We start from the raw sequence: 26,550 nt of genomic DNA, 5'->3' as shown, positions 1-26,550 counted from the left end.
GCACTCTACTATGCTGCGATACTGGAAACTGATCGTGCTCCTACCTCTCATCGTGCTGGTTATCGGTTCGTATTATGCGACAGCGTCTGGAAGCAGACCGGAATACGTACTAAAAGTTCTGCAAGGAGATGCTTCTGAAGCGGCACCTATAGTACTCCAAGCTCATGACGGGGGGTATGCTCTCAAACTCAGCGATAAGGGCAGTCAATTTGGGTCTTTTTGGGAATACCTCTTTGACGATCCTGATTATGAACTTCAGAGAATGATTCAAGAACACCGCAGTTTTATGCGGGGGGTTACAGATTTGAGAGGCGTCGTTTATGATGGTAACAAGCTCGTCTACGCAGCAATTAAATCAGAGGCAGTCGAAGCTCAAGTGAAAAATCAGTTTCGATTCTCCGTTATGATCATGGATGAAAAATCAAATAAGAAGATTTCGTTTGAAATCCTTATTCCGAATGAAGCAGGATATACAGACTTGAATCTCCACGACATACAAATATACGGACAATCGGTCAACCTCTTCACTTCTAATTCTCTTCCTTCCTGGAATGGACTGAGAAAAGTCGAAATGCATAGATACGTGGTCGATCTCAGTCAAGAGAAGCTAATGAAAGATCAGGTCATCTTAGCAAGCGATCATCAAGAGAAGACTGACATTTCCGTGAGTCACTTGAATCAGATCGACACTACCTTACCCAAACAATGTGTTGTTTTCGAAAAAGGGCATTGGACTATCGACTCCACTACCGGGAATCGAATATTACAGTTCCGGGAACTGTTCGTATTCGATTCCCTGACAGACAAGCTTGAGCAGGTTACGGCCGAACCTGTAGTCGAACTGCTGAACAGCAAAGAAGAGCAGGGGATGAGTTACAACTCAGATGAAATCTTTCTAACGTCCTGGGCGGATCCCAAGTCTCCCAGAGTAATGCGTTATCAAATACATGAGAAAAAAGTGACTCATGACCACAGAATTTCTCTTGCAGAACTTCCGCTTCCCATCTCGGCCTTTAATTACGGAATGATCAAGAACAACCGGATGTACATGTTGATGAATGGGCAAATGCTGACAAAGGACGCCCCCGGGGTGGTAATAGCCGATTTGGACAGCGGCAGGGTTGTGTACGAAGGTGTTGTATCACGTACGGACGGCGTCATGCCTGATCGGTTTAACGTGTCCCAACTGATGGTTCATCGATAATTAACGAACCTTCTGTCCGTACTATTATCCCTCTTGTTCACTAACAACCCAAAAAGCGCTGCCCTCTCCTACGGAGAGTATGCAGCGCTTTTCCTCGTCCAACCCCTACATCTTCGACTTCAGAATCGTCAGCAGCGCGTAAGAGATCACGTGCAGCTGGGCGTTGCTCTCATCGAACGGGCTGTCCTGCGTGCCGTAGGTGTCCCTGCGGAGCAGCTCGCGGTTCAGCTTGCTGAGCGTGTCGAGCAGGCGCTCCTTGTCCCACTCGTCCATCTGGGATTTGGGGCGGTCGGCCGGGGCTTCCACATTATTAAACCGGCTGAATTCCGGGGTGAGCATGAAATCGGCAAACTTCATGGGTTCTCTTTCCTTTCGTAAGGAGGTTACGAGGGAAAGTATATAGCAAAATCGCAGCAAAGTGAATCCCTGCGTCTCCCCCCGACTCCCCCGGTATTCGGGAATGGACTCGTGCAGCGGGGAAGCCTGTCACAGGGATTCCTTTCAAGAACACCGGATTACCGACTTTCCCCCATCCGTCCGCCTTACTCGGCCGCCTGGTGCCGCTTGCGGCGCAGTCCCTCAAGGAAGTGCAGCGAGACCCGCAGCGCTGCCTCCAGATACGGCGTTGTTCCGGCGAACGGATGCACCGCGCCGAACGTGTGATTGCCGCCGTCTATGGTCAGCGGCTGATGCTGCGGCGCCGCTTCCTTCAGCCGCTGGAAGCCCTCCCGCAGCCGCGGGGAGTCCTGGTCTCCCTGCACCTGAAGCACGGGCAGCTTCAGCCCCGCCAGCCGGGCCGTCACGTCGAACCGCTCCTCATTGGCCCGCAGGTCCTCGTAGAACACGGCCCGGATCGGCATCTCCTGCTTGGTCCGCGCATTCGCCACGTAGGCCACGCCATGCTCGGCGATCTCCCGCTTGAAGGTGTCGTCGAACAGATCGGCCCGTGCGATCCCGTTCCACGTGATGACGCCGGCAATGTCGGCCGGATGGTCGGCGGCATAGATGATGCTGCCTCCTCCGCCCTTGCTGTGCCCAAGCAGATACACCTGCGAAAGGTCCGCATGCTCCGCGCCGGGCAGACGGCCGTTCTTCAACGCCTCCAGCAGCAGGGAGACATCCTCCTGTTCCCTCGTGTACGTATTGACTGCGAATTTCTCCAGCTCGTCGAAGTCCGTCTCCCCTACGCCGCTGCAGGAGAAGTTGAAGGTCACCGTATAGTACCCTTCGGCAGCAAATCGCTCTGCGGCATACGGGAAGAAGCCCCAGTCCTTGAAGCCCTTGAACCCGTGCAGAATTACGAGCACCGGCTGTTTGGCGCCTGTTCCGGCAGGCTTCACCCGCACATCCCCGCGGATGCGCAGAGCGCCCACCTCCTCATGGGTTCCCGCATCCAGTTCGAACGGCAGCTGCTGTACTGATCCGCTCATTGTCCCACACTCCTTTGCATGATAAGTATCGTTTGTAAGCGCAGACTTCAACGCACCTAATTCATTACCCTGCTCCCTCTTATTCCCGATAGGCGACCCAAAATCCTCCAGGAGCTCGGCATCCGGCGGACAACAAGAGAACCGGACCTGCAGGCCCGGCTCTCCCTTCTTGGCATGATTCCATACGCCTTCCGAATTCCAGCCGGCTGCCGCTTAGGTCGTCACAACCGCTTGGCTTGCCTCGATGGCCTGCTCGAGATCGTACAGGATGTCTTCGATCGCCTCCGTGCCGATCGACAGGCGGAGCAGCCCCGGCGTGACGCCGGCGGACAGCTGCTCCTGCTCGGTCAGCTGCTGGTGGGTCGTGCTGGCCGGATGGATGATCAGCGACTTGGAGTCGCCGACATTCGCGAGGTGCGAGAACAGCTGCACGGCATGAATCAGCCGCTTGCCGGCCTCGACGCCGCCCTTGATACCGAAGCTCAGAATCGCGCCCTGGCCCTTCGGCAGGTACTTCTGGGCGAGTGCATGCGATGCGTGGCTCTCGAGGCCCGGATAGCTCACCCACTCGACCGCCTCGTGCGCTTCGAGGAAGCGGGCGACCTGCAGGGCGTTGGAGCTGTGGCGCTCCAGGCGCAGATGCAGCGTCTCGAGCCCCTGCAGCAGCAGGAACGAGTTGAACGGCGAGAGCGAGGCGCCGAGGTCGCGCAGGAGCTGGACGCGGGCCTTGATGATGTACGCGATCGGGCCGACGGCTTCCGTATACACGATGCCGTGGTAGCTCGGATCCGGTTCGGTCAGGCCCGGGAACTTGCCGCTCGCGGCCCAGTCGAATTTGCCGCTGTCGACGATCACGCCGCCGATCGAAGTGCCGTGCCCGCCGATGAACTTCGTCGCAGAGTGTACGACGATATCCGCGCCGTGCTCGATCGGACGAAGCAGGTACGGGCTCGGGAATGTATTGTCGACGATGAGCGGGATGCCGTTCTCATGCGCAATCGCCGCAACCGCCTCGATATCGAGCACGTCCCCCTTGGGGTTGCCGATCGTCTCGGCGTATAGCGCTTTCGTCTTGTCCGTGATCGCCGCCCGGAAGTTCTCCGGATTACTCGAGTCGACGAACTTGACCGTAATGCCGAGCTTGCGCAGCGAGTGCGCGAAGAGGTTGTACGTGCCGCCGTACAAGCTGGTCGAGGAGACGATCTCATCCCCCGCTTCCGCGATGTTCAGGATGGAGAACGTGATGGCCGCCTGACCGGAAGCCAGCCCGAGCGCCCCGGCACCGCCTTCGAGCGCCGCGATCCGTTTCTCGAAGACATCCGTTGTCGGGTTCATGATCCGTGTATAAATATTGCCGAATTCCTTCAGCCCGAACAGGTTCGCGGCATGCTCGGTATCCTTGAAGCCGTACGAGGTCGTCTGGTAGATCGGAACGGCGCGGGAGAACGTAGCCGGGTCAAGCTCCTGGCCTGCATGGACGGCAAGGGTTTCGGGTCTCAGTACTCTTTCATTCGTGGACATGGTCATCAGCCTCCTGAAGGATCTTCGGCTTCTCCGCGGCCGGATGGCGGGAAGAAAGCCGGGGATGTAAAAAAGGAGACTCCAGGCTCCTTGCGGGCGTGGGTCTCCGGAAATCCGGTCAACCGGGTCATGGTGTAAAATAATATCCGATTATTCCGATGAGGTATAAAATAAATCTATTCGTATCGTACCATCCGCTTCCCGGACTGTCAACACAAGTCAAGCCTGCGTTTTCAAAGTATGTTCACCGGCTGGGCTCGCCGATTAATCCTTCGTAATCGTGATCCAATCGAACGCTTCGTTCACCGGCTGCACTTGCGCTCCGAGCTGCTCCGCCAGGAAGCGGATCGGGGCGTACAGCACCGGACCGCACCATTCGGCCGGGCCGCCCATGTCGACGGCGGAACCGTCCAACAGCGCCGAAGAGCTGCCCGGGGTCAGTCAGTTCGACCACACGTCCGCCCGACTCTACACGTACCGTCTTGTCCGCGGCATTCCAGGACACTTCGCCGCCGAACGCCTCCGCCAGCTCGCGAACGGAGCCGTAACCTTTGCCGTCCGTGATGTAGTACATATCCTGGAACACTTCCGGATGAGGCCCTTCGTTCATCAGGCTCTGCAGCTCCGCCTTGTCCGAGTAGTAGAGCTGCAGCTCCTTGTGCATAAGCTTCAGGTCTTCCTTCAGGAACTTGTACAGGTCCGAACGCTCGTCGAGTGCTTCCAGCATTTCGTCGGCGCCTTCGGCCGCTTCCGGGTCAATCCCGTTCGCGGAAGAAAGCTGAGGCGTCGCCACCTTCCCGTTCACATTCCAGCGTTCGAGGGACAGGGACACCTTCCCGCTCTTCACGCCGTCCGCCATGAACCGGGCATCCCTGCTCTCAAATTCAAAGCCGGCTTTCCTCCACTGCTGCTTGTCATCGGCGAACAGCGTCATAACCGCCTTCGTATCCTTCGGCGCGTCCGCTTTCTTCCACTGCGAGGAGGCCGCTGCGGCCGTCGCGAACATGGATTTGCCCATGCCGTACAGGCCTTCCACCGTCACTTCCTTGTCGAAGAAGAAGCTCTCGACAACCGGACCCAGCACCTCTTGGGCTTCGGCCGCTTCCTCGCCGCGTTCTTCCTCCATCTGCTGCATGAGCTGCCGGACCCCTTCGGAAGCCGCAGCAGCTTCCGCCGCTTCGTATACCTTCTCCGCCAGCTTGTGGAGGCCGGCATCATCCAGCGTCAGGTTCTTGAGGTATTTCTGCAGCAGCACCGGGAACTCCTCATCCTGCACGCTCAGGGACAATGCCGTGCCCTGCACCTCTCCGCCCTGCAGCTTCTCGCTCTTCTTCTCGGCCTTGATGTCCGCCGCGTTAGGCAGGTTCAGGACCAGGAAGCTCCCGAGCTCGTTCGATACCTCGGTCGCCTGCTCTACCAATCCGGCAAATTCCTGGGGAATCTCTGACATCCCCGCCATTGTTTCGATGACGAGCGGTCGGCTCAGTCCTTCTACCTTCACCACCAGCGTATCCCGGTCCGCCGAAAGCTCGAATGGAATCACCCGGTCGGCTTTCTCCAGCGTTCCCTTGGCAGATACCGTGCTGTCGGCGTTATTCAGCGAGAGGGAGGTGAGGCTGAGCTTCATGCCGTCGAGTGTCCGGTAGTGCGTCCGCTTCAGCTCGTTTGCAGCCTCGGTCCAGATGTCCTCGCTTGAAATCGGATCTCCATTGGTTTCCCCCTTGGCCGCCTCCACGTCAAAATCGAACGAAAGCGTCATGTTTCCTTCATACGACACGACCTGTTTCTCGTTCTCCAGTATTACCTTCGGGTCGAAGCCTCCGACCGCCGAGCATCCCGACACGACGACGAGCGATCCTGCCAGACAGCCGGCCAACCAGCGTTTGTTCATCAAATGAAAGCCCTCTCTTCTTGTTCTGTCTCTATGAATTCTTCTTTTATGTATCTGTCTCTATCAATATAAGGCGGACGCGTCAGGTTGACAAGGAAAATCTGCATCTCCTGTGCCCTCCGACTTCATCCAATCCGGCGTAACAAAAAAGAGCCTCCGAACCTGGTCCGGAAGCCCTCATCATCGGCAAACTGCCGCGTACTCTTACAAATCCCATTGCCAAGCAAAACAACAATTACTTCACCGCAGCCACCTGCAGCTCATACGTCCAGCCGAACGGATCCGCAACGCGGCCGTACTGGATGCCGGTCAGCGTATCATAGACCTTGGCCGCAAGCTCGCCGGTCTTCCCTCCGCCGATCTCGATATCGCCGTTCTCGGAGTACAGCGCACCGATCGGGGAGATAACCGCTGCGGTGCCCGAGCCGAACGCTTCCGTCAGGGCGCCTCTCTCATGCGCCTCGAACAGCTCGTCGACCGAGATCGTGCGCTCCTCTACCGGAATGTTCCACTCCTTGAGCAGGGCGATGACCGAACGGCGGGTGATGCCGTCCAGGATGCTGCCGCTCAGGGCCGGCGTAACGACCTTGCCGTCGATGTAGAAGAAGACGTTCATGCTGCCGACTTCCTCAATGTACTTGCGGTGGACGCCGTCCAGCCACAGCACCTGCGCACAGCCTCTCTTCGCCGCTTCTTCCTGGGCTTTCAGGCCGGAGGCGTAGTTGCCGGCCGTCTTCGCCGTACCGACGCCACCTTTCACTGCACGAACGTAACCGGATTCGACGTAGATTTTGACCGGATTAATGCCCTCGGCATAGTAAGCCCCTACCGGCGACATGATGATCAGGAACTGGTACTTGGCGGAAGGCGCCACGCCCAGCGACGGCTCGGTGGCAATCACGAAAGGCCGGATGTACAGAGATGTCCCCGGCGCAGACGGAATCCAGCCGCTGTCGATCCGGATGAGCTCTTGGAGGCCGGCCATGGCCAGGTCGGCATCGATCTCCGGCATATGCATCCGCTCGTTCGACAGGTTGAGCCGTTTGAAGTTGTCCTGCGGACGGAACAGCAGCAGACGCCCGTCTTCCGCACGGTAAGCCTTCAGCCCTTCGAACACCGACTGGCCGTAGTGGAAGATCTTCGCGGCCGGGTCCAGCGTAATCCCCTGGTACGGTACGATCCGCGGAGCGTGCCAGCCTTTGCCCGTCTCATAATCGACCACGAACATATGGTCTGTAAAATGCTTGCCGAATCCCAGCTGGTCTTCCTGCGGCTTCGTTTTCGGCGCGGTGCTGCGTTCGATCTCTATGGAATAAGTCATCCTGCATGTTCCTCTCGAATGGATTGGTTGAGAAGTATAATACCACTATGAGCCCCATATGAAAAGGATCTGTTTTGTGGGATAATCATACCCAATAGGTATGGGTGAAGAAGGGAGAGAAAGCATCATGGATATCCGTCAGCTGCGCTACTTTATGGCGATCGCGGAGGAAGGCGGCATCACGCGTGCCGCCAGAGTGCTGAATATCGAACAGCCGCCGCTCAGCCGGCAGCTTCGGCAGATGGAGCAGGAGCTCGGCGTCACCCTGTTCGACCGCAGCGGCTCCCGGCTCAAGCTGACGCCGGCCGGCGAGCGGCTGCGGCAGAGGGCGCAGGGGCTCCTGGCCCAGTTCCACGAGACGGTGCAGGAGGTCAAGGAGCTTGAAGAAGGCGTGCGGGGCGTGCTGTCCATCGGCTCGGTCGTCTCGTGCATCTCTCTGCTCCCTCCGAAGATCGAGGTGTTCCGGGAGCGGTATCCCGAGGTCACGTTCAAAATCCAGGAGGGCGACCACTACCAGCTCGGCGAGCAGCTCGAGAAGCGGAGCATCGACCTGATCCTCGCCCGCCTGCCCTTCGAGGCGTCCGGCAGCGCCGAGCACGCCGTGCTGCCCCTGCCGTCCGACCCGTTCGTGGCCGTGATTCCCGCCCCCTGGAGCGGCCGTTTCTCCCCGGGCCGCATCCGGATGAACGAGCTGGCGGACGTCCCGTTCCTCAGCCTCAAGACGGAGAAAACCACCGGCATGCATGAGAAGGTCATGAAGGAATGCCGGGAGCACGGCTTCGAGCCCCGCGTCATCGGTGAATGCTCCTCCGTGGCCATCATCATCGCACTGGTGGCCGCGGGGATCGGGGCCACCGTCTTCCCCGCCTCGGTCATGGCCTCATTCACGCTGCCGCAGATCAAGACGCTGCCGATCGCCGATACGGAGGTGCAGTCCGGCGTCGGCATCCTGTGGCTCACGGACCGCTACCTGCCCAAGACGGCCCGGAGGTTCATCCAGATGTTCGCCACGTGAGGAGCAGAGCGAAACGGGAAGCCGGCCGTATGTGCCGCGTACACCCGCGCCCCCGCTTGGCCCGCAGCGAGCCTCCACGCGTTTGCTCCCCAGGAACTTCCATTACATGCTTCCATTAACAAAGCCGCCGGATCCCTTCCGGCGGCTCCTGCAAAGTTCCGGCCTGCTCTTCTTCTACGACGCTTCGCCGGCAGCCGCCCGAGCCGCCGCATCGCCGCTGAGCGCCGGCACCGTTATGCGCACGCCGGTGCCCATGCCGGGCCGGCTCTCGATCTCGACGCCGTATTGCCTGCCGTAGTGAAGGCGGATACGCTGGTCGACGTTGCGGATGCCGTAGCCCACATGCTGCCCCTGAACGGGATCGAGAACCTGGCGGATCAACCCCCGGTCCATGCCGATCCCGTCATCGATGATCTTGAAGACGACGTTCCCCTGCTCGAGCCTGCCGACGATCCGGATGTGAATGCGGTCTCCGCACCAAGCATGCTCGAGCGCATTCTCGATGAACGGCTGCAGGATAAGCTTGACCGTCGTGTACGGCAGAATCTCCGGCTGGATGTCGAAGAGGATGCGCAGCCGCTCCTCGTACTTCGTCTGCTGGATGTTCATGTACGCCTGGGCCTGCGCCAGCTCGTCCGATACCGGGATCACCGTCCTCCCTTCGTTGAGCGAGAGGCGGTAGAATTTGGCGAGGTCGAGCACCATCCGCTGCAGCTTGTCGGTCTGTCCGAACTTCGCGAGCCGGGAGATGGACGAGAGCGTGTTATACAGGAAGTGCGGATTGATCTGCGCCTGAAGCGACTCGAGCTCCGCCTCCTTCTTTTGGATGCGGGTCAGGTAGACCTCCTGGATGAGATTGCCCGTATGCTGCCCCATCTCGTTGAGCGCCTCCGAGATCTGCGTGAACTCGTCCCGGCCCTTGAAATGAAGCCGCCGGTCGAACTCCCCCTCCTGGAATGAATCGAGCACCTTCACAATCTTCGATACCCGGCGGGAGAAATAGCGGGAGATGAAGTACCCGATGACCAGGAAGACGGCGATACAGCCGAGGCAGATCAGAATCGTCCACGTGCGCACCTTCTCCGTATCCCGCTCCGTGATGTCCGGCGGGATGACCGCGGTCAGCTTCCAGGGCAGCCCGGGCAGCTCCTCCCGGATGTAGAGCCGGCCTGCCTCCTCCGCGCGCCATACGTCCGCTCCTCCTCCGCCCTCCGCCCCGGCCGAGATCACAACGGATCGGCGTTCCTCATCGGCCACCAGCAGCGTCGTCCCCTGGCCGATTTTGTTATAGTCAACGCTCTCGAACAGATCCGCCAGCCGGACGGAGATCCGGATGAACCCGATCTCCCCCAGATTCAGCGGATTGCGCGTATCCACGATGCGCCGGAGCAGCGAGATGCGCCCGTACTGCGCGTCGTCCTCCACCTGCTGCCAGCGCATCGTCACGCCGTACTTCTCCTGCGGGTATTCCCGGTACCAGGCTTTGTCCGCAATCCGCCGGATGTGGTACAAGTCGAACAGCCGGTTCTTCAGCGTTAAGGGATCGGCGCCCCCGTAGTTCTGGTACACCTCGGGCAGCGTCTCGTTGTGGAGATACACGGACAGCCAGAGCATGCCCGAAGAGGTCTCCAGCGTGGAGCGCAGCTTCGGCAGCAGATATTTGGTCGTCGCCTCGTAGCTGACCCACCCCTCCTGGTAGTGCCGCAGCTGGTCGCCGAGCGTGTAGTCGAAGTACAGCATGTCGGAGACCCGCTTGGCCTCGGCCATTTTGTACCCGATATTGTCCTTCATCTGCTCCAGTGTGCCCCGGATGTTCTCCCGCGTCTGTTCGCGGATCGAGCCGACGAAGATCGAATTCGCCGTATAACCGACGAGCAGCACGGGGATGAGGATGAGCACGCAGAACGACAGCATGAGCTTGTAGCCGAAGGGAAGATACGGATTCGACTGCCTCCACTGCCTCATAGATGATCCTCCCCTCCGCCCTGTGCGGTTAATGTTTGCGCCGGTATTCGAGCGGCGTCATGCCGTACGTTTCCTTGAACTGCCGGGAGAAGTACGGCAGGTAGCGGTACCCGACGCCCTCGGCAATCTCATAGATCTTCAGCTTGCTCTGCCGCAGCAGCTCGCAGGCCTTCTCCATCCGCAGCGTGATCAGGTATTCGCTGAAGCCGCGCCCCGTTTCTTCCTTGAACAGAGACCCCAGGTAATTGGGCGAAAAGGAGAAGCGCTCCGCCACATCCTTCAGGGTGATGTTCTCGGCCAGATGCGTCTGCAGGTACGCCTGCACTTCGCTGACCAGCTTCCAGTTCTTGTTGCGCCGCCGGGTATGCAGCCGCTCCGAGACCTCGAAGACCCGGCGCCGCAGCCAGGAATGGATATCGCTTATCGTCTCGAAGCGGTGCAGGATATCGAGATCCTGCAGCTCCATGCCGAGCAAGGAGAACAGGTCCTCGTTCATCGTCCGCAGCCGCTCGTCGAGCTTCATGAGCAGCGCCAGGGCGAAGTTGTGGATCGTAAAACGGGATTTGAGGCTCATCGCCACCTGGAACAGCCGCTGCAGCTCATCGTGGATGCGGACGAGGTCGTAATTGGCCATCGCCTCGAACAGGGCGTCGAGCTGCAGATCCAGCTTGCGGGAATCCTCCCGCTGCGCCGTCCGGAGCTGGCCCGAGAAGATGACCCGGCCTTTGCCGTAGAACATCTTGTACTCGAGCGCCTCCGCCGCCTCCCGGTATGAATCCGCCAGCGCCGCCAGTCCGCCCGCCTCGCCGCCGAGCCCGGCCGTGACCGTGAAGGCGCTGCGTTCGTTCAAGTGCCGCAGCACTTCCTCGGCCAGCTCCGCGCCGTCAGCCGGCAGCAGCAGCATGATCCGCTGCCGGCTGACCTTGCACACATGCTCGATGCCGAGCCTGCGGCTCAGCTCCATCACCTCGGAGATGAAGGCCTGCGGCTCGCCGCCAGCCTCCCGTCCTTCCTGGGGGCCGAGCTTCCAGGCGAGATCGTCGATCTCCAGCACGGCCGCCCGGCCGGGCCAGCTCCAGCCGTTCATGCCGTAGCCGGTTCCGAGCGCCTGCAGCACGTCGGCTCCCGTGCTTCCTTCGAGCAGCCGGAGCAGGTACTCGTTCTTGGCGATCGGGATCATCTGCTTGTAGGCGAGGTCCGCCTCCTGGCGCGCCCGCTCCTGATCGAGCTGTCCGCGGACCTTCACCAGGGAATCGATGAGCTCCTGGTCGTCCATCGGCTTCAGCACGTAGCTGCAGGCGTTCAGGGCGAGCGCTTGTTTGACGTAATGAAAGTCCTGGTACCCGCTGACGAAGATGACGCGCAGCGCCCCCTGCTTCTCGATCGCACGCTTGGCCAGCTCCAGACCGGACATATTGGGCATCCGCACATCCGTCACCAGAATATCGACCGTCTCAGTCTCCAGCACCTTGCAGGCCGCAAAGCCGTTCGTCACCGCATCCACCACTTCCATACCGAGCTCCTGCCAAGGGATGAAGGTCTTCATCCCTTCCAGGTCGAGATTCTCGTCGTCAGCGAGCAGCACTTTGTACATGTCGTTGGACCTCCCTTAGGCAAATACAAAGAGGATATACTTTTCAGTATACCCTCCCCCTGTCGTTTAGCAATAGAACGCTTACTTGCCGCCCTTCATCTTCTTCAGGTTCTCCTGCCACTTCTGCGTCTTGTACTCGAGGAGCTTCGCATACCCCGCAGCCTGCGCATCCTTCTCCGCCTTGTCGAGGATCGCCAGGACCTCTTCGTCGCTCTTCGCATAGAGCGCCTTGGCCCGCGCCTCGAGGAAGATGTCGTTGATCGTCTGCTCCGAAATCCCCTCCGGCGAATCCGGCAGCGGCTTCAGGTTGATGAATTCCGTCGCGTTCGCCTGCGTTTTCCACGTGATCTCGGACTGCCAGCGGGTTGCCCAGTTGCGTTTTTCCACCGGCAGCGTATTCTCATACTTCGCCTTGGTCGAATCGATGTACACCGTATTGCCGTTCCACATCATGTTGATCGTTACCGACTGCAGCTTCGACAGCCCTTCCGTGTCGCTCGAATACTTCTCCGTGAACTTCGGCGTCATGCCGTCCGCCTCGAGCCCGTCCCAATACGTTCCCGGAGGGCCCCACATCTGGACGCGCTGGCCTTCCGGCCCCGTATACCAGTCGAGGAAGGCGAAGATCGCTTCCGGGTCCTTCGCCGCCTTGGTGATCAGCGAGACGTTCCAGCCGAGCTGGGTGTAGTTCCCCGGGAAGATCTTGTTCTTGTCGAGCCCCGGCTTGTGGATCGGCCAGATCACGAAGTATCCGGCTTCCGGGTCCTTCGCCGACAGCGCGGTATGCGCCTTCAATCCGATGTCGGTCGGGCTCGCTCCGGCGAACACAGCCACATTCCCGTTCACGACCTTCTCGGTGATCTGGTCGACCGTCTGCGTCAGCGCATCCTGCGTGATGAGCTTCTCGCGGAAGAGCTTGCTCGTATACTGCGTCGCTTCACGGAAGACCGGATCGGTAAAGATCGAGGTCAGCTTATCCCCGTTCGGCACCGCACGGTTGCCGACGAAGCTGTTCGGATGGTTCTCCGCGAAGGCCGAGTAGAGCACATCGAGGCCCTGGCCGTCTTTGGCCAGATGCGGCTCATACGGCACGACGTTCGGGTATTTCTCTTTGACCATCTTGAGGTAGGCGTACAGATCGTCCGTCGTTTCGAGCTTCGGCGAGCCGAGCTCCTTGTAGATCTTCTTGTTGACGACATAGCCGGCGTTGCCGTTCGGCTGATTCGTGTACCAGTTCGGGAACTGGTAGATCTTCCCGTCCGGAGAGCGCAGCATGTTCAGCCCTTCCGGCCCGAGCCACTTCTTGAGGTTCGGATACTTCTCGATGTATTCGTCATAGGCTACGAGCATCCCGGCTTCGCGGAGCTTCTCCACGTCCGAACCCCGGTCGGTCCAGATCACGTCCGGCAGCTCGCTGGATGCAATCATCGTATTGAGCTTCTGCTTGGCCGCACCGCCGGAGTTCACGGGCTTCACGGTGACCTTCTTGTTCTCCTTGATCCACTTCGTCGCGGCGTCTTCGCCCCACGGCGGCATCGTGTACCAATCATAGTGTCCGTAGAAGGTGAACTCCAGGGGCTTCGACCCCAGCTCGACCGGCGACCCGCTTGTGCTTCCCGTGCCGGTTTGGGCGCCCCCCGAAGGTGCAGGTTCACTGCTGCAGCCCGCCAGGATCGTTACGGTGGTGAGCACCGATGCGCTGAGCGCCGCCCATCCTCTTTGTCTGTTGATCATCCCGTTAACCCCTCTCATTCATCGGAATTGTATGTGAACAGCTCATGCTTGTAAAGCCATCACCCTGCGGGAGGCGGACATCAGCCCTTAAGCGAGCCGACGAGCACCCCTTTGACGAAATACTTCTGCACGAACGGGTACACGAGCATGATCGGCACGGTAGCCACCATCATCGTCGCCATCGACAGCGACTTGGTGGTCACGGTCTGCATCTGGCCGAGCCGCCCCTGGGCCGCCGAGTCCATCTGCGACATCTGCTCGCTCATGATGTTGGAGCTCAGGATCTGCTTCAGCATCGTCTGGATCGGGAACAGATCCTGGTTCGTAATGTAGATGCTCGGGAGGAACCAGTCGTTCCAGTGATACACGGCGGTGAACAGCCCGAGAGTCGCCACCACCGGCCCCGAGAGCGGCATTACGATCCGGATGAACGTGCCCCAGTTGCCGCAGCCGTCGATCTTCGCCGATTCCTCGAGACCGGCAGGAAGCTCCTGGAAAAAGGTGCGGAAGATGATCATATTCCACACGGAGATCAGCGAAGGGATAATGAACACCCAGAACGAGTTCATCATGCCGAGTCCGCGGATGAGCAGGAAGGTCGGAATCAGCCCCCCGCTGAAATACATGGTGATGATGCAGACCACCATGTAGAATTTGCGGCCCATGAGCTCCCGTTTCGACAGCCCGTAGGCGAACAAGGCGGTGGCGAGCACCGAGAGCACCGTCCCCACCACGGTCCGCAGCACCGAGACGCCGAAGGCGGTCAGGATCCGTTTGTCGTTGAAGACGATTTCATAATTCTCCCACGTGAAGGCGCGGGGCCAGAACGTCACGCCGCCGAGCATCGTGTCCGATCCCTTGTTGAACGAGATCACCGCCGCATTCCAGAACGGGTAGAAGGTCGTGAAGGCGAGCAGGGCCAGCGCTGCATAAATGAAAGCCATCAGGACGCGGTCCGACGGGCTGAGCCGGATCATAAGCTTCTCTCCTTTCGGTTAATCTTTCGCCATCTCTCCCGGCCGCCTACCACAGAGAGTTCCCCGATCGGCGTGCGGCGTAGTTCGCCATAGCCAGCAGGCCAACGGAGATCACGGCCTTGAACAATCCGACGGCGGTTGCGTAAGAGTAGCGGGAATTCTGAATCCCTACGCGGTAGACGTACGTATCGATGACATCCGAGACGTCGCGCAGCACCGGGTTGGCGCCGAGCAGGAGGATATCGTCGAAGCCCGCGTTCAGCAGGTTGCCGATCGCCAGGATCATGAAGATGATGATCACCGGCATCATGCAGGGCAGTGTGATCAGGAACATTTGTTTGATCTTCCCCGCCCCGTCCATCTCGGCGGCTTCATACAGATGCGGATCAATCCCCGCGATGGCCGCCAGATACACGATCGACGCGAAGCCGATCTCCTTCCACACGCCGGTGGCTACCAGGATCGTCCAGAAATACTCCGGCAGGGAGAGAAAATTAATCGGTTCCCCGATGAGGCCCGCAGCCTGCAGGGCGATATTCACGCTTCCGTTATCCGTCGACAGCATGGACATCACGAAGCCGGCGACGATCACCCAGGAGAGGAAGTGCGGCAGGTAAGACACCGTCTGCACGACCCGTTTAAACATCATATGCTTGACTTCATTGAGCATGAGCGCCAGCAGTATGGGGGCCGGAAAGCCGATGACCAGCTTCAGGAGCGAGATCACGATCGTGTTGCGCATAACCTCCCCGAATTCCGCTGCCTGGAAGAACTGCTTGAAGTGCTTCAACCCCACCCAGGGGCTCTCTTTCATCCCGCCGAAAATGTTGTAATCCTGGAACGCCATCAGCACGCCGTACATCGGAATATAGCTGAAGACGAAGATCAGGATCAGCGCGGGCCACACCATGAGCTGGATATCCAGCTGCCCGAGGAACCGCCGCACGGCACTCCGGCCGGGCCGCCGTTTGGCGGTTTCGCTTTTGCCGCTTACCGTAAGTTCGGCCACTTCTGCGCCTCCTTCCCATCAGGTCCGTTGAGCTGTTATGCTGCCTGTTTCATGTCTTCATTGTATCCCTCTGCAAACGCTGCATCTATCTGTCTAATCAACTAAATATGATACTTTTCAATGATGAGTATAACGGCAGTGTGTGATGGAAAGTGACGTCTAACGTGATCCGGCGGGGGGGCTGTAAAAGATACCGCGTTCCCACCAGCCAGCTGGGATTTACGGGGATAGAAAATCCGCTCTGGCCAGAGCGGTTGGAATCCGGCAAAGCGCCGGGGATCATGGGGGCAAGGGTGGTAACGGGGGAGCTGTGATGAAATAAAGGAACTGAGGTTTCTTATTCGGCCATTTCCCGGGGGTTACCGGAGAATAACGGAACTCAGATGCTTTATTGCTTCTCTCAAGCGTCACCGGGACTTGATTTCTAATAATAGCGAACCTCAGTTCCCTTATTCTTGGAAGAGTCATTCCGATTGAGGAGATAACGCATCCAAGTTCCGTTATTTGTATAAGAGACTCGGCAGCGTTTCCCCAAGGATTCATGTTCGCTTCCGGATTCTCCTGCCAATCATGTACCGGGTCTGCCCTCTCTTTACATTGACGTTACGTTAACGTTTAATTTGGTAGTATGGAAGGCAGGGAGTCCCAATGAAAATCAAGGAAGCCGCAGAGAGGCTCAACATTACGGCCCGGGCGATTCGGTTCTATGAAGAAAAAGGGCTGATCGCCCCGGCCAAGCAGGACGACAACCAATACAGGCGCTTCAGCGAGAAGGATATCTGGCGCCTGCAGACGATTATCGCACTCCGTGAATCCGGCATGCCCTTGGAGGACATCAAGAAGGCACTGGAGCAAAGCGATGCCCGGGATCACGAAGAGCTGCAGTATTACCTGGAGCTTCAGCGCTCCGTCATGTTCTCGAAATGGCTGGAGATCAAGCAGATTATCGAGACGACCGACTATATGATCGGTATGCTGAAGGAGCACCAATCGCTGCCGCTGGACGATATCTATGCGCTCGCCGAGGGCTCCAAACGGCTGCGGGAACAGCGCAGGGACTGGAAGGACCTGTGGAACTATGACCGGCTGGCCGGTCTCCACGACCAGCGTGTGCTTACCGATGCCGAGGAGTACCGCGGCTATACGGAAGCGTTAGCGACCGCCGTGCGGTGGCTCGCCCCCATTCCCGGGGAGACCGGGCTCGATATCGGGACGGGCACCGGCAACCTGGCCGCACGTCTTATTGAACTCGGGGTGAAGATGGCGGGCGTAGACCAGTCGAAGGAAATGCTGAAGAGATGCCGCCGGAAGAACCCCGGGATGGAGACGAAGCTCGGGAATTTTCTTGCGCTCCCCTATCTGGACGGGCGGTTCGATTTCGTGGTGACCAGCTTCGCCTTTCACCATCTGACCGACAATCAGAAGGCGCTGGCTTTAGCCGAAATGCGCAGAGTGCTGCAGCCCCGCGGACGGATCTGCATCGTGGACCGGATGGTGATCTCAGATCATGACTCCGATTCCGGGCAGGGGAAGCATTATCCCTCCCTGCCGCGGCTGCTGCAGTGGCTTGAGGATGCCGGCTATGTAACCAAACACGGACAGATCGAAGGTATGGTTCACATCGTCTATGCGGTACCGATCCGGTAATAGCCCCAAGCGCTTGACCTTGCCGCAGCGTCAATCCCTATGATGAGAGCATCACTCTAAGGGAGGCTGGTATCATTGGACAAAGATCAGCTGCAGCAGATCTACAAGCAGGAAGCATATTACTGGGGTAAGAAGCCTAACGAGCTGGCGAGGCGCGTCCCTGCATTCATTCCGGAAGAAAACCGGCAGGGGAAGAAGCTGCTGGACCTCGGGGCCGGGGAAGGACGGGACAGCGTGTTCCTGGCGAAGCTGGGCTTCGATGTGCTCGCCATGGACTTTGCCTCCGCGGGGCTTGCCAAAGCCCGCCGGCTGGCGGAAGAAGCAGAGGTGTCCATCCGCACGCTGGAGGTTGACCTGAATGACTGGATGCTTCCCCTCTCCGTGGATGTCATCTATTCGATCGGTACGCTCCAGTATCTGCATCCGGAGAACCGGCCCCGGCAGTTCCGCCATTGGCAGGACCGCACGGCAGCCGGCGGACTTCACGTGCTGTTCGCCTTCACACGGCATCCCGACGTGGAAACAGCCCCCGATTGGGGGAAGAATGAATACCTGTACGAGCCTCAAGAATTGGAGAGCTGCTATCCGCACTGGGACACACTCGTAAGCGAGACCGTCATCTTCGATTGCTGCTCCAGCGGCGTGGCCCACCGGCATGCCGCAAGCATTCTCATCGCGAGAAAACCAACCTGAAGGAAGGGCTGCCGAGCCGAGTGTTCGGCGGCCTTTTTCTAATCATAAGAATGTATAGCTCACCAGGGCTCCTCTATTTCTAAATGCGCATTGTCCTTAAAGGACAGCGAGGCTGATGAGCTTGCACCATTTACCATTTACATAGTTATAAATTAATAAAAGAAAATATTGACAAATTAATTTGAATTATTTAACATAAGTTTGTAGATTGGATGCGCTTTCAGTGGTCTTCAGCCCCAGCCCCTTTGGCGGTCCTTCTGCCCAACGCATCTTTACCCTGAATGGAAATGAGGTGATACCACCCGATCCGTAGATGGAAACGTACCGCCGTACGTCGGTAATCCCTAATCCCTGAATTGAAAGGAAGCGAAAAGTAATGAAAAAGCCCGCCAAAAAATGGCTCGTAACCGTCGCTCTCACCTGCGCTATGGCGCTCACCTCCGTGATCCCGGCCAGCGCCGCCTTCTGGAACCTGACCGGAGATATCGGCGTGCATGATCCTTCCATCATTAAGGAAGGCAGCTCTTATTACACGTTCTCCACGGGTACCGGCCTGCAGGTGCTGCGGTCGGATAACGGCACGAACTGGTACCGTACACCGCAGATTTTCCTGCAACCGCTCTCATGGTGGAAGACCTATGTCCCCAACAACACGAACAATGACGTCTGGGCACCGGACATCCACTATTTCAACGGACGGTACTGGCTCTACTACTCCATCTCCACCTTCGGCTCCCGCACGTCCCTCATCGGTCTGACCTCAACGGCCAGCATCGGCTCCGGTCAGTGGCGTGATGACGGACTCGTCATCCGGACGACGCAGGAAGGCAACGACTACAATGCGATCGACCCGAACCTCACGATCGATGCCAACGGCGAGCCTTGGCTGAGCTTCGGCTCCTTCGGCAGCGGCCTGAAGCTGGTGAAGATCGATAAGAACACCATGAAGCCGACCGGCAGCCTGACGACGATCGCCAGACGTACCACGAACGGGGGGGCCATTGAAGCGCCGACGATCACGTACCGCAACGGCTACTACTACCTGTTCGCTTCCATCGACTACTGCTGCCGCGGCGTGGACAGCACGTACAAGATCGTGTACGGCCGTTCGACCTCCATCACCGGCCCGTATCTGGACAAGAACGGCGTCTCGATGCTGAACAACGGCGGCACGATCCTCGACAGCGGCAATGACCGCTGGAAGGGCCCCGGCCACCAGGACGTATACAACAATAACATTATCGTCAGACACGCCTACGACGCGACCGACAACGGTGCGCCGAAGATGCTGATCAACGACCTGCTGTGGGATTCCTCCGGCTGGCCGACGTACTAAGCCGCTGGGCTGCCAGGCCATCCTGGGGATTTAAGATAAACGGATTTGCCGTCCTTTATGGATGATGTGCGTTTATCAAAAATATAAGATTACAGGATCGATCCCTCGTAAGATATAAATTCTTGGATTTCAAGTGAAAAACGGCGTACAAGGGGACTGCCCCTTTGTACGCCGTTTCTATTGGGTTTAGAGTCCATTCTCTGCCGGAGTTCCGCTCCCCGGCCCCGGAACGGAGATGGTTCCGTCAATACTCTCCGTATAATCAGACGTACAGCGTGCCGTGAGCTTGCCTGGTGTATCGGGGAGCGCCTCCATGACGCACACCTGCTTTTGTACCTTGTAGCGGTCCCCTGCCCGAACCACAAAGTAGTCCACGGGCGGCCACTCCGGTCCCTCCGCAAACTGGGCCGTTACCGATACGCGAATCCGGTCGGGATCGGAAGCATCCGTCCTCCCGATCTCAAATGAGGTTAACGGCGTACCCTCCAGTGTCTTGTCGTTCATCAGTGCTGTAAAATAATCGCGGACGATCGCTTCGCCCTGCTCCGCCGGATTGTCTGCCACTTGCTCTGCCGGCCGGCTGGTGCGCATCTCCAGCGTTTGCGTGCTTCGCCAGTATTCTGCTCCGTAGACTGACGCACACAGCGAAGCTGCCATGATCACCATGAGAACTAGAACATTCCTGGTATGACCCATTAGGATAAACCTCCCCGTCTCTAAGCTTGGCGATCCTGGCCGACGATGACACGCCAGTGGGAGCCTTTCCTGATCACCGGGAAGGTGAATTCCCCTGGTTCTCCATCCACAACCGCATGAATTCTTGCTTCCATGACCCTCTCGCCTTTCTTGGTCACGGAGAGTACGCGGGCTTCGCTAATTTCATCGGAGATCGTGCGGTACTGGCGGATTTGCTCCCTCTTGGCCGGGAATCTCAGGTCATCCGCATACTGCACCATGCTCTCGAGATCGTGTCTGAGCAGCGACTCCAGGTATCGTTCCACCACGGCGCGGGCTTCGTACTCCGCAGAAAGCGGCGCCTTCGCGGCCGCTGCGTCTTGAGTCAGCCCGGCCAGGATCACAGTGAACAATCCGACCCCGCTGACCGCCGCCTTCCATCTGTGTCTGAACAGAAGCACCGGCACAATCAGGATGAAGACAAAGGCCAGGCCCTGCAGTACCCAGGCGCCGATGCGCTGCTGCCCGGACCCGGTTAATCTCACCCAATCGAACATCTGGATGACGACAGGTCCCGCCTTCCGCAGCTCGACTCCCATATAGCCGAATATCGTGCCCACAGCCACAGAGCCAGCTGCCAGACCGAAGAGAACAGTGAACCGGGAAAACCGGCCGACCCGCTTCGGCAGGAGGAATACCAGCATCGCGCCCGCCGATATCATGCCGATGCTGTATATGTAAATCTCCGTCTCTGTTACGGGGATGATCAGACCTAGGGGGACAGACCCCGTATCAGCGGCCCTCCCGCCGGCAAGCAGGATACGAATCCCGGACATGACCATATACAGTCCGGCTAATCTCGATACAAATGACGCACCAAGTTGTAAAGTGCTCATGTTTCCTCTCCCCTTATGATCCGGCCTTGTTGATGCGCCGGTGGTGCACGAATTGTGTGAAGTAACGAAGCGCCAGCAGAAAAACAACCCATACAAAAGTCCGAATCAGAAGAGAGTCCAGTTGATACGTCACAGCCATATAGTACATCCCATGCTCATTCGGACTGCTGTATTGGAGGTGATACATGTAATTCGAGATCCGTCCCGGCAGCTGGTGCGCCGAGTACAGGACAGGCAGCAGTAAAAGCAGAGAAGCGATCCTCCCGTTCTGCGTCTTTAGGAAAATAAGCAGTCCCAGAAGGATCATTATCCCTGCATAGCCGGAGTAAAATCCCCAGCGGTCACCCAGCAGGACGCCGTAATACCAGGATAAGGCCCCGGGAACCTGCAGCTTTTGAAGTCCGAAGACCAGCCCAAAGGGAAGCAGCGTCAGCAGAACGGCCCAGCGGTCAGCTGTTTTTCGGGTCAGCAGCAGAGACAGCGTTCCTGCCAGCAGGGTCAAAGGGACAACCCCGATTCCTTGACCGGAAAAATGCACCTGCAGCTCCTCCGCCACGGCATAAGCATACCAGCCCAGAAACAGCACGGACACCGGCAGCAGGACATCGATGCTGACCCCGTACGTCTGCCGGGTCAAATCCCGGCGAAGCATGCCCGGATCACCGAACTGCCGGAGGGTGAGCTCCAGCGCCTCTTCCCAGCTGAATCCGTCAGACACCTGCTCTTCCACAGAGCAGTCGATATGGGTTCGCATCTCCTCCCGCCACTCCGCCTTTTCTTCACGCCGAAGGAACGTCACTCTGAGGACCTCCTTCAGATAGCGGTCCATCTTATCCATTCCTGTGCCCTCCAAGTGTTTAATTCATGAACTGTGCTGTCCTTCCGAGTATCCGGCACGCTCTGCATAAGGCATCCGGTCCAGCAAAGGCTGGGCGTCTTTTAAGGCTTCCGCCCGCACCCTGCCTGCCTTCACATCCTTCAGGATCTGATTCATCCGCATGTAGTCCTCATGCGAGATCAGGGTTCCCACCACAAGAACCCATCGCCCTCCTCGGCGAACGGCCGGATACGTATATTCATACGGTCTTCCTTCCGAAACCGTATAAGAGCTTCACTTCCATCACTTGCCTGCCAAGAGGGGCAACCGATACGACCGAGACCTCGGAGTATGTTTTGGCTATTCGCTTGTCATCTTCAATCTGCGACTGCCGGCTGACGGCATGCCGGCTCTCGGCATATGCTGCGGCTTCTTCCGGCTTCCCGCTCAGCAGAGCCGCAGCGTACTTCCCAGCCACGGCCTTCACTTGGCCTTCCGCATCTGCACCGCTGCTCTCACCTGCCGCCGCCCAGCCCGCTCCTGTAAGACAAAAGAGCAGAATACATGCCGTTTTGCGACAGATTGTCGGGGACATGGCGTGCCAGCGGATCAGGAACCCCGCCGGTACAAGGAGGAGCAGGACCGCGGCCAGTCCCCCCAACACCCTCCCGTACAGGGCCTGCTCCCTCGGATGATAGAGTTCAAACATGCCAAACAGGGATACGCCAACCTCTGCCATAGGTGGGAGATCCGATGCCGCCCTGGCGCACAACAGCCCGAATCCAAGCGAGAGCACCGCTCCGGAAAGCAGGATCCTCCCCAAGGTTTGCCTTCTCAGAATGAAAGGCAGGACCGCCGAGAAAACGACCCCCGCAGCAAGCAGCAGGCCGGCATAGGCCAGCATCCCTTCCTCCGAACCCGGTGTGAACAAGCCGAGCTGTGCATAGCCGGTGTCATCCCCTCCTGCCTCACGAAGGAGGATCCGGATTCCTTGAAGCACCAGGAACAATCCGATGAGACGATACCCAACAATAGCGAAGATTTGGAAGCGGGACACGGTCATTCCTCCTTTCTCCCCCTACGCTCTGCTGGCTCCGGCAGGCCTGCTCTTCTGCTGCTGAAGATAACCATGAGCGACAGCCAGAAAGACGGCCAGCGCGAAGAGACGGATCGAGACCCCTTCCAAGTGGGACAATACTTCGTGGCGGGAAGCAGAGTTCACTCCTCTATCCAAGGCCGAGAACAGGTGCAGATTCAAGCTCCTGCACAGATCAAATCCCTTGTAGAGGAAGGCAAGGAACAAAGGAAGAGCGGCAACGCCGGTGTTTTTCGTTCCTTTCAGGAGAACCAGCCCCCATAGGAACATCATCGACAGGAAGAGCTGATAGCTCCTCCAATCGGGTGTGTAGCCGTTCATGACCGCATCATACCACCTGACGGCCTCCGGAATCCCGATGGCAAGGCACACATGCAGCAAGATGTAAGGCAGCACTGCACCCAGCAGACCGAAGCGGTCTGCTCGATTGCGGGTCGTGAGCATAAATAAGACCGCAGCCTGCAGGGTGAGCGGAATCAGCGGCAGCACCAAGCGGCTGTCGTACAGACGAAACTGGCTCTGCAGATACAAGAAGAGGAAAGCCGCCCAGAGCAGTGCCGATACCTGCAGGATTATATCCATGCTGATCCCGTACGTCTGCCGGGTCAAATCCCGGCGAAGCATGCCCGGGTCGCCGAACTGCCGGAGGGTGCGCTCCAGCGCGTCTTCCCTGCCGAGCCCTTCCTCCTCCAGCTCCTCTACGGAGCAATTGATATGGGTGCGCATCTCGGCCTCCCACTCCGCCTTCTCCTTCCCGGTCAGAAAGGTGCCTCTAAGTATTCGGTTCAGATAGCGGTCCGCCTTGTCCATGCCCGAGCCCTCCAAGAAATTGGTTGATGATGTGCGTGTTCCTCACCCAGGATTCCTTATTCCGGGCCAGCTTGCCCTGCCCTTCCTCCGTGATCCGGTAATATCTGCGGCGCGGCCCCGCATCCCGCTCGTCCCAGTAGCCCTCGATGAAGCCGTTCGCCTCCAGCCGCTTGAGCGCAGGATACAGCGTGCCTTCCTTGAGCTCGAAGGCTCCCTCGGTTGATGCATTCACAATTTTGGTGATTTCGTACCCGTACGCATCCCCGTTCTGAAGAATCGACAGGATGATGGCGTCGATATAGCCTTTGATCATCTCATTGCGCATGACGGGCCCCCTTACTATGTCATTCTATGTATACAGAATAGCTTGGAAGTTATTGCACGGCATGAGGCGAAATATCCATTTTATACAAGGTAAAAAGATACAGAAACGCAGAAAAGCCCCTGTCTCAAGCATGGGGGCGCATCAAAAAAACGGGCCTCCCCCTTACAGGAGAGCACCCGCCCTGCTCTATTACACTTGAAACTTGGCCGTAATGGCCTTGAGCTCCTGAGCCATCTCGTTCAGGGACGCCGCCGAATGGCTCATCTCCTGCATGGAGGCGAGCTGCTGCTCCGTCGCCGCGGAGACCGTCTCGGTACCGGCCGCTGTGGCGTCCGCAATTCCCGCCACCTGGTCGATCGAGTACGAGACCTGCTCCACGCTTGCCGCAATCTGCTGAACGGCAGCCGAGACCTGCTCGATCTGCTCCGCGACGTCGTTCACGGACCGGTTGATGTCCTCGAATTTGTCCCCTGCGGTCTGCACCGCCACGATGCCGTCCGCGACTTCCTGCACGGCCACCTCCATAGTGCCTATCGCCTGTCTCGTCTCTGACTGAATATGCGAGACGAGCTCCTCAATCCCCTTGCTCGAAGCCGCCGACTGCTCGGCGAGCTTCCTCACCTCGGCGGCGACCACCGCGAAGCCTTTGCCCTGCTCGCCCACGCGCGCCGCTTCGATGGCCGCATTCAGTGCCAGCAGGTTCGTCTGGTTCGCGATCGCCGAGATCATGCCGCTGATCTTGCCGATCTCATCGGAACGGGCACCGAGGCCCTGGACCACTCCGGCCAAGCCGCTAACCGCAACCTGGATGGATTTCATCTGCTCCACCGCCGTGTCCGCCGCTTGGTTGCCTTCGCGGGATTTATCGAGCGTCTGCACGGCCGATGCCGCCGCATCCGACGTATTGGCAGCCACATGCTGTACCGAGGTCGTCATCTCTTTCATCGCCTGGGCACTCGAGCCGACGGACTGCACCTGCCGTTCGGAGCCGGAGGCGACCTCCTGGATGATGTTGACAATCTGCTCGGTTGCATAGCCCGTCTCCTTCGCGCCGACGGTGAGCTGCTCCGCCGAAGAAGCGAGGAGCTCCATGTTCCCGCTGACCCGGGCGATCACCTCCCGCAGGTTCGCGGACATCCGGTTGAAAGCGCCCGCCAGCTCTCCGAGTTCATCCCGGCTGCGAATTGTGATCGTCTCGGTCAGGTTGCCTTCGCTGATCTTCTGGGCGGCCGAACGCATCTCCCGGAGCGGTCCGAGGAAGGAGCGCATGAACAGGTAGGCGGCCAAGGCGCCCAGGAGCAGCGCGGCGGCAACCACCAGCGCGGTCGTGTTGAAGATGCCCTGGGTGGATTGCTCCACCTCCGACTGGAACATGGAACCGGCCAGCTTCCATCCGGTCGACTCGTTCGTGTAGAACACCATGTGTTTGTCCGCACCTTCATCCGAGTACGAAAATTCGCCCTGGGCATTGGCATACATTGGATCGAAGTGCGATTCCGTGGATTCGGTACCGCTGGCGATCTGCGGATGAACGACAACCTTCCGGTTTTTGTCCAAAATAAACGTATATCCTTCGCTCCCGATCTTCGCCAGCTTCGTGAACTCCAGAATGTGCTTCAGGTTGATGTCGATCCCGAAGACGCCCGAGCGGTCCTCCAGCATCTGCACGACACTGACGACCACCTCACCGGTGGATGCGGTCACATAAGGATCCGTAATAACCGCCTTGCCCGGCTGCTTCATCGCATCCTCGTACCACGGCCTCTGCCGGGGATCAAAGCCGGCTGGAAGTTCCTGCAGCGGAGAGAGGAACATCTGCCCTTCCGCCGTACCGATGTATGCAACCATGACGTCCGGATGCAGGCCCACGTACTGTTCCAGCTTGGCGATCAGCAGCGGGATCTGCTCCGGTCTGTAGAAGGAAGCGTTGAACACCTTGGAGAAATAGCTCATGTCATGAACCTTGGCGTCCATTTTATCGTTTATGGTGGAGTTCAGCATCTGCAGATTATCCATGGCACTCGCACGAATCTTCGAACCGATCTCATCCTTGGCGCTCAAGTAGGCCAACAGGCCGATCGTCAGGCTTGGAAGGAGCAGTATGCACGCAAATACGGTCATAAATTTCGTCCGGAGATTCCATGCGGTTCCCGGTTTCCTTGGTTTCTTCGGTTTCATTGCTATACCCTCGCTTTAGATTGATATGTACCGCCAAACTTTTACACCATTCGACATATTTATAATAAAAAAAACACCCCGTATGCTGATGGACCCGGGCAGGGCCTGGCATCGCAGGGAAGTAAACACAGTGTCAGATGTCTGCGCAATGTTCTTTATCAAGAACGGCTGTATTGTTGATTATAATACGCACCGGCAGAGCGCATGTCAACAACCTTGACATAATGAAGTATCGGCGGCAGGACGAGCATTGTTTAGAGGCTCCCCCAAAAAAATGCAGGACTTTGGCAGCGAGGGCACCATCTGCCTCTGCAGCAGTAAGGCTGCGGACAGGTTCAACTCTCTACCCAAGACTCTTCCTCCTTTTACTGCTGCTAAAACGAAAGTATCCCGAAGAGAAGCATTCTGCGTCAGAA

The 26,550-nt window shown here is 58.3% G+C and carries 23 protein-coding genes; 5 read left to right on the top strand and 18 right to left on the bottom strand.

The features are described 5' to 3' along the window. Positions 1–10 precede the first annotated feature (10 nt). A complete protein-coding gene (locus PM3016_RS13735; RefSeq protein WP_014369912.1) occupies positions 11–1,204 on the top strand; it encodes a hypothetical protein in 1,194 nt (397 codons plus the stop codon). A gap of 105 nt (positions 1,205–1,309) precedes the next feature. On the opposite strand, the gene PM3016_RS13730 is transcribed toward PM3016_RS13735, so the two are convergent. The 5 genes from PM3016_RS13730 to PM3016_RS13710 form a co-directional block, all read right to left on the bottom strand. After that, on the bottom strand, positions 1,310–1,561 hold the full coding sequence (locus PM3016_RS13730; RefSeq protein ID WP_013916222.1) for a hypothetical protein: 252 nt from the start codon (positions 1,559–1,561) through the stop codon (positions 1,310–1,312). 185 nt (positions 1,562–1,746) lie between these two features. Beyond that, complete coding sequence (locus PM3016_RS13725) at positions 1,747–2,634, bottom strand: alpha/beta hydrolase family protein (protein ID WP_014369911.1); 888 nt, start codon at positions 2,632–2,634, stop codon at positions 1,747–1,749. A gap of 213 nt (positions 2,635–2,847) precedes the next feature. After that, the gene (locus tag PM3016_RS13720) at positions 2,848–4,155 is read right to left on the bottom strand and encodes a homocysteine synthase (RefSeq protein WP_014369910.1); all 1,308 of its coding nucleotides are present in this window, start codon (positions 4,153–4,155) and stop codon (positions 2,848–2,850) included. Between the two features lie 244 nt (positions 4,156–4,399). Beyond that, entirely contained in the window at positions 4,400–6,046 is a 1,647-nt protein-coding gene (locus PM3016_RS41575; protein ID WP_014369909.1) for a stalk domain-containing protein, read from the bottom strand. Between the two features lie 235 nt (positions 6,047–6,281). Continuing rightward, positions 6,282–7,367 carry a branched-chain amino acid aminotransferase gene (locus PM3016_RS13710; protein ID WP_013916218.1) on the bottom strand — a complete coding sequence of 362 codons (1,086 nt, stop codon included), beginning with the start codon at positions 7,365–7,367 and terminating at the stop codon, positions 6,282–6,284. Positions 7,368–7,494: 127 nt separating this feature from the next. Here PM3016_RS13710 and PM3016_RS13705 point away from each other — a divergent pair, with 127 nt between their 5' ends. Then, positions 7,495–8,382: a LysR family transcriptional regulator gene (locus tag PM3016_RS13705; protein WP_013916217.1), complete on the top strand. Its 888-nt coding sequence runs from the start codon at positions 7,495–7,497 to the stop codon at positions 8,380–8,382. A 174-nt stretch (positions 8,383–8,556) separates the two neighbouring features. Here the strand turns inward: PM3016_RS13705 and PM3016_RS13700 are convergent, their stop codons facing one another. The 5 genes from PM3016_RS13700 to PM3016_RS13680 form a co-directional block, all read right to left on the bottom strand. Then, positions 8,557–10,347, bottom strand: a complete 1,791-nt coding sequence (locus PM3016_RS13700) for a sensor histidine kinase (RefSeq protein ID WP_014369908.1) — start codon at positions 10,345–10,347, stop codon at positions 8,557–8,559. A gap of 28 nt (positions 10,348–10,375) precedes the next feature. Then, the gene (locus PM3016_RS13695; protein WP_014369907.1) at positions 10,376–11,941 is read right to left on the bottom strand and encodes a response regulator transcription factor; all 1,566 of its coding nucleotides are present in this window, start codon (positions 11,939–11,941) and stop codon (positions 10,376–10,378) included. Positions 11,942–12,022: 81 nt separating this feature from the next. Then, positions 12,023–13,675 (bottom strand): extracellular solute-binding protein, encoded by a 1,653-nt coding sequence (locus PM3016_RS13690; RefSeq protein ID WP_014369906.1) that lies wholly within the window; start codon positions 13,673–13,675, stop codon positions 12,023–12,025. An 80-nt stretch (positions 13,676–13,755) separates the two neighbouring features. Beyond that, positions 13,756–14,652, bottom strand: a complete 897-nt coding sequence (locus tag PM3016_RS13685) for a carbohydrate ABC transporter permease (RefSeq protein ID WP_013916213.1) — start codon at positions 14,650–14,652, stop codon at positions 13,756–13,758. A gap of 46 nt (positions 14,653–14,698) precedes the next feature. Continuing rightward, positions 14,699–15,661 carry an ABC transporter permease gene (locus tag PM3016_RS13680; protein ID WP_013916212.1) on the bottom strand — a complete coding sequence of 321 codons (963 nt, stop codon included), beginning with the start codon at positions 15,659–15,661 and terminating at the stop codon, positions 14,699–14,701. Positions 15,662–16,309: 648 nt separating this feature from the next. On the opposite strand from PM3016_RS13680, the gene PM3016_RS13675 reads away from it, so the two are divergent. The 3 genes from PM3016_RS13675 to PM3016_RS13665 all read left to right on the top strand — a co-directional run bounded on the left by PM3016_RS13675 (position 16,310) and on the right by PM3016_RS13665 (position 19,337). Beyond that, positions 16,310–17,308 (top strand): MerR family transcriptional regulator, encoded by a 999-nt coding sequence (locus PM3016_RS13675; RefSeq protein ID WP_014369905.1) that lies wholly within the window; start codon positions 16,310–16,312, stop codon positions 17,306–17,308. Between the two features lie 75 nt (positions 17,309–17,383). After that, positions 17,384–18,001, top strand: coding sequence for an SAM-dependent methyltransferase (locus PM3016_RS13670; RefSeq protein ID WP_014369904.1), 618 nt, complete (start codon positions 17,384–17,386; stop codon positions 17,999–18,001). Between the two features lie 376 nt (positions 18,002–18,377). Next, positions 18,378–19,337, top strand: a complete 960-nt coding sequence (locus PM3016_RS13665; RefSeq protein ID WP_014369903.1) for an arabinan endo-1,5-alpha-L-arabinosidase AbnA — start codon at positions 18,378–18,380, stop codon at positions 19,335–19,337. Positions 19,338–19,523: 186 nt separating this feature from the next. On the opposite strand, the gene PM3016_RS13660 is transcribed toward PM3016_RS13665, so the two are convergent. From PM3016_RS13660 to PM3016_RS13630, 8 genes are all read right to left on the bottom strand, one after another. Beyond that, entirely contained in the window at positions 19,524–20,033 is a 510-nt protein-coding gene (locus PM3016_RS13660; protein ID WP_014369902.1) for a hypothetical protein, read from the bottom strand. A gap of 20 nt (positions 20,034–20,053) precedes the next feature. Continuing rightward, a complete protein-coding gene (locus PM3016_RS13655; protein WP_014369901.1) occupies positions 20,054–20,908 on the bottom strand; it encodes a hypothetical protein in 855 nt (284 codons plus the stop codon). A gap of 13 nt (positions 20,909–20,921) precedes the next feature. Further along, positions 20,922–21,746: a permease prefix domain 1-containing protein gene (locus PM3016_RS13650; protein ID WP_014369900.1), complete on the bottom strand. Its 825-nt coding sequence runs from the start codon at positions 21,744–21,746 to the stop codon at positions 20,922–20,924. Positions 21,747–21,770: 24 nt separating this feature from the next. Beyond that, positions 21,771–21,941 carry a hypothetical protein gene (locus PM3016_RS39630; protein WP_238540509.1) on the bottom strand — a complete coding sequence of 57 codons (171 nt, stop codon included), beginning with the start codon at positions 21,939–21,941 and terminating at the stop codon, positions 21,771–21,773. 43 nt (positions 21,942–21,984) lie between these two features. Further along, positions 21,985–22,782, bottom strand: coding sequence for a hypothetical protein (locus PM3016_RS13645; protein WP_238540508.1), 798 nt, complete (start codon positions 22,780–22,782; stop codon positions 21,985–21,987). Positions 22,783–22,803: 21 nt separating this feature from the next. Next, positions 22,804–23,631, bottom strand: coding sequence for a permease prefix domain 1-containing protein (locus tag PM3016_RS13640; RefSeq protein ID WP_014369899.1), 828 nt, complete (start codon positions 23,629–23,631; stop codon positions 22,804–22,806). After that, positions 23,594–23,956, bottom strand: a complete 363-nt coding sequence (locus PM3016_RS13635; protein WP_013916203.1) for a PadR family transcriptional regulator — start codon at positions 23,954–23,956, stop codon at positions 23,594–23,596. Before PM3016_RS13635 ends, PM3016_RS13640 begins: the two co-directional genes overlap by 38 nt. A gap of 189 nt (positions 23,957–24,145) precedes the next feature. Beyond that, entirely contained in the window at positions 24,146–26,134 is a 1,989-nt protein-coding gene (locus tag PM3016_RS13630) for a methyl-accepting chemotaxis protein (RefSeq protein WP_014369898.1), read from the bottom strand. Between the last annotated feature and the right edge of the window lie 416 nt (positions 26,135–26,550).

The sequence above is a fragment of the Paenibacillus mucilaginosus 3016 genome (assembly GCF_000250655.1).
In the GTDB taxonomy this organism is placed as follows: domain Bacteria; phylum Bacillota; class Bacilli; order Paenibacillales; family NBRC-103111; genus Paenibacillus_G; species Paenibacillus_G mucilaginosus.
The sequence above is the reverse complement of the archived record's forward strand: the minus strand, read 5'-3'. Positions and strand labels throughout refer to the sequence as shown.

Bases quoted from the DNA above. Each gene is read 5' to 3' on its own strand.
- PM3016_RS13735 (WP_014369912.1), top strand. From the start codon at position 11: ATGCTGCGATACTGGAAACTGATCGTGCTCCTACCTCTCATCGTGCTG.
- PM3016_RS13730 (WP_013916222.1), bottom strand. From the start codon at position 1,561: ATGAAGTTTGCCGATTTCATGCTCACCCCGGAATTCAGCCGGTTTAAT.
- PM3016_RS13725 (WP_014369911.1), bottom strand. From the start codon at position 2,634: ATGAGCGGATCAGTACAGCAGCTGCCGTTCGAACTGGATGCGGGAACC.
- PM3016_RS13720 (WP_014369910.1), bottom strand. From the start codon at position 4,155: ATGTCCACGAATGAAAGAGTACTGAGACCCGAAACCCTTGCCGTCCAT.
- PM3016_RS41575 (WP_014369909.1), bottom strand. From the start codon at position 6,046: ATGAACAAACGCTGGTTGGCCGGCTGTCTGGCAGGATCGCTCGTCGTC.
- PM3016_RS13710 (WP_013916218.1), bottom strand. From the start codon at position 7,367: ATGACTTATTCCATAGAGATCGAACGCAGCACCGCGCCGAAAACGAAG.
- PM3016_RS13705 (WP_013916217.1), top strand. From the start codon at position 7,495: ATGGATATCCGTCAGCTGCGCTACTTTATGGCGATCGCGGAGGAAGGC.
- PM3016_RS13700 (WP_014369908.1), bottom strand. From the start codon at position 10,347: ATGAGGCAGTGGAGGCAGTCGAATCCGTATCTTCCCTTCGGCTACAAG.
- PM3016_RS13695 (WP_014369907.1), bottom strand. From the start codon at position 11,941: ATGTACAAAGTGCTGCTCGCTGACGACGAGAATCTCGACCTGGAAGGG.
- PM3016_RS13690 (WP_014369906.1), bottom strand. From the start codon at position 13,675: ATGATCAACAGACAAAGAGGATGGGCGGCGCTCAGCGCATCGGTGCTC.
- PM3016_RS13685 (WP_013916213.1), bottom strand. From the start codon at position 14,652: ATGATCCGGCTCAGCCCGTCGGACCGCGTCCTGATGGCTTTCATTTAT.
- PM3016_RS13675 (WP_014369905.1), top strand. From the start codon at position 16,310: ATGAAAATCAAGGAAGCCGCAGAGAGGCTCAACATTACGGCCCGGGCG.
- PM3016_RS13665 (WP_014369903.1), top strand. From the start codon at position 18,378: ATGAAAAAGCCCGCCAAAAAATGGCTCGTAACCGTCGCTCTCACCTGC.
- PM3016_RS13660 (WP_014369902.1), bottom strand. From the start codon at position 20,033: ATGGGTCATACCAGGAATGTTCTAGTTCTCATGGTGATCATGGCAGCT.
- PM3016_RS13655 (WP_014369901.1), bottom strand. From the start codon at position 20,908: ATGAGCACTTTACAACTTGGTGCGTCATTTGTATCGAGATTAGCCGGA.
- PM3016_RS13650 (WP_014369900.1), bottom strand. From the start codon at position 21,746: ATGGATAAGATGGACCGCTATCTGAAGGAGGTCCTCAGAGTGACGTTC.
- PM3016_RS13640 (WP_014369899.1), bottom strand. From the start codon at position 23,631: ATGGACAAGGCGGACCGCTATCTGAACCGAATACTTAGAGGCACCTTT.
- PM3016_RS13635 (WP_013916203.1), bottom strand. From the start codon at position 23,956: ATGCGCAATGAGATGATCAAAGGCTATATCGACGCCATCATCCTGTCG.
- PM3016_RS13630 (WP_014369898.1), bottom strand. From the start codon at position 26,134: ATGAAACCGAAGAAACCAAGGAAACCGGGAACCGCATGGAATCTCCGG.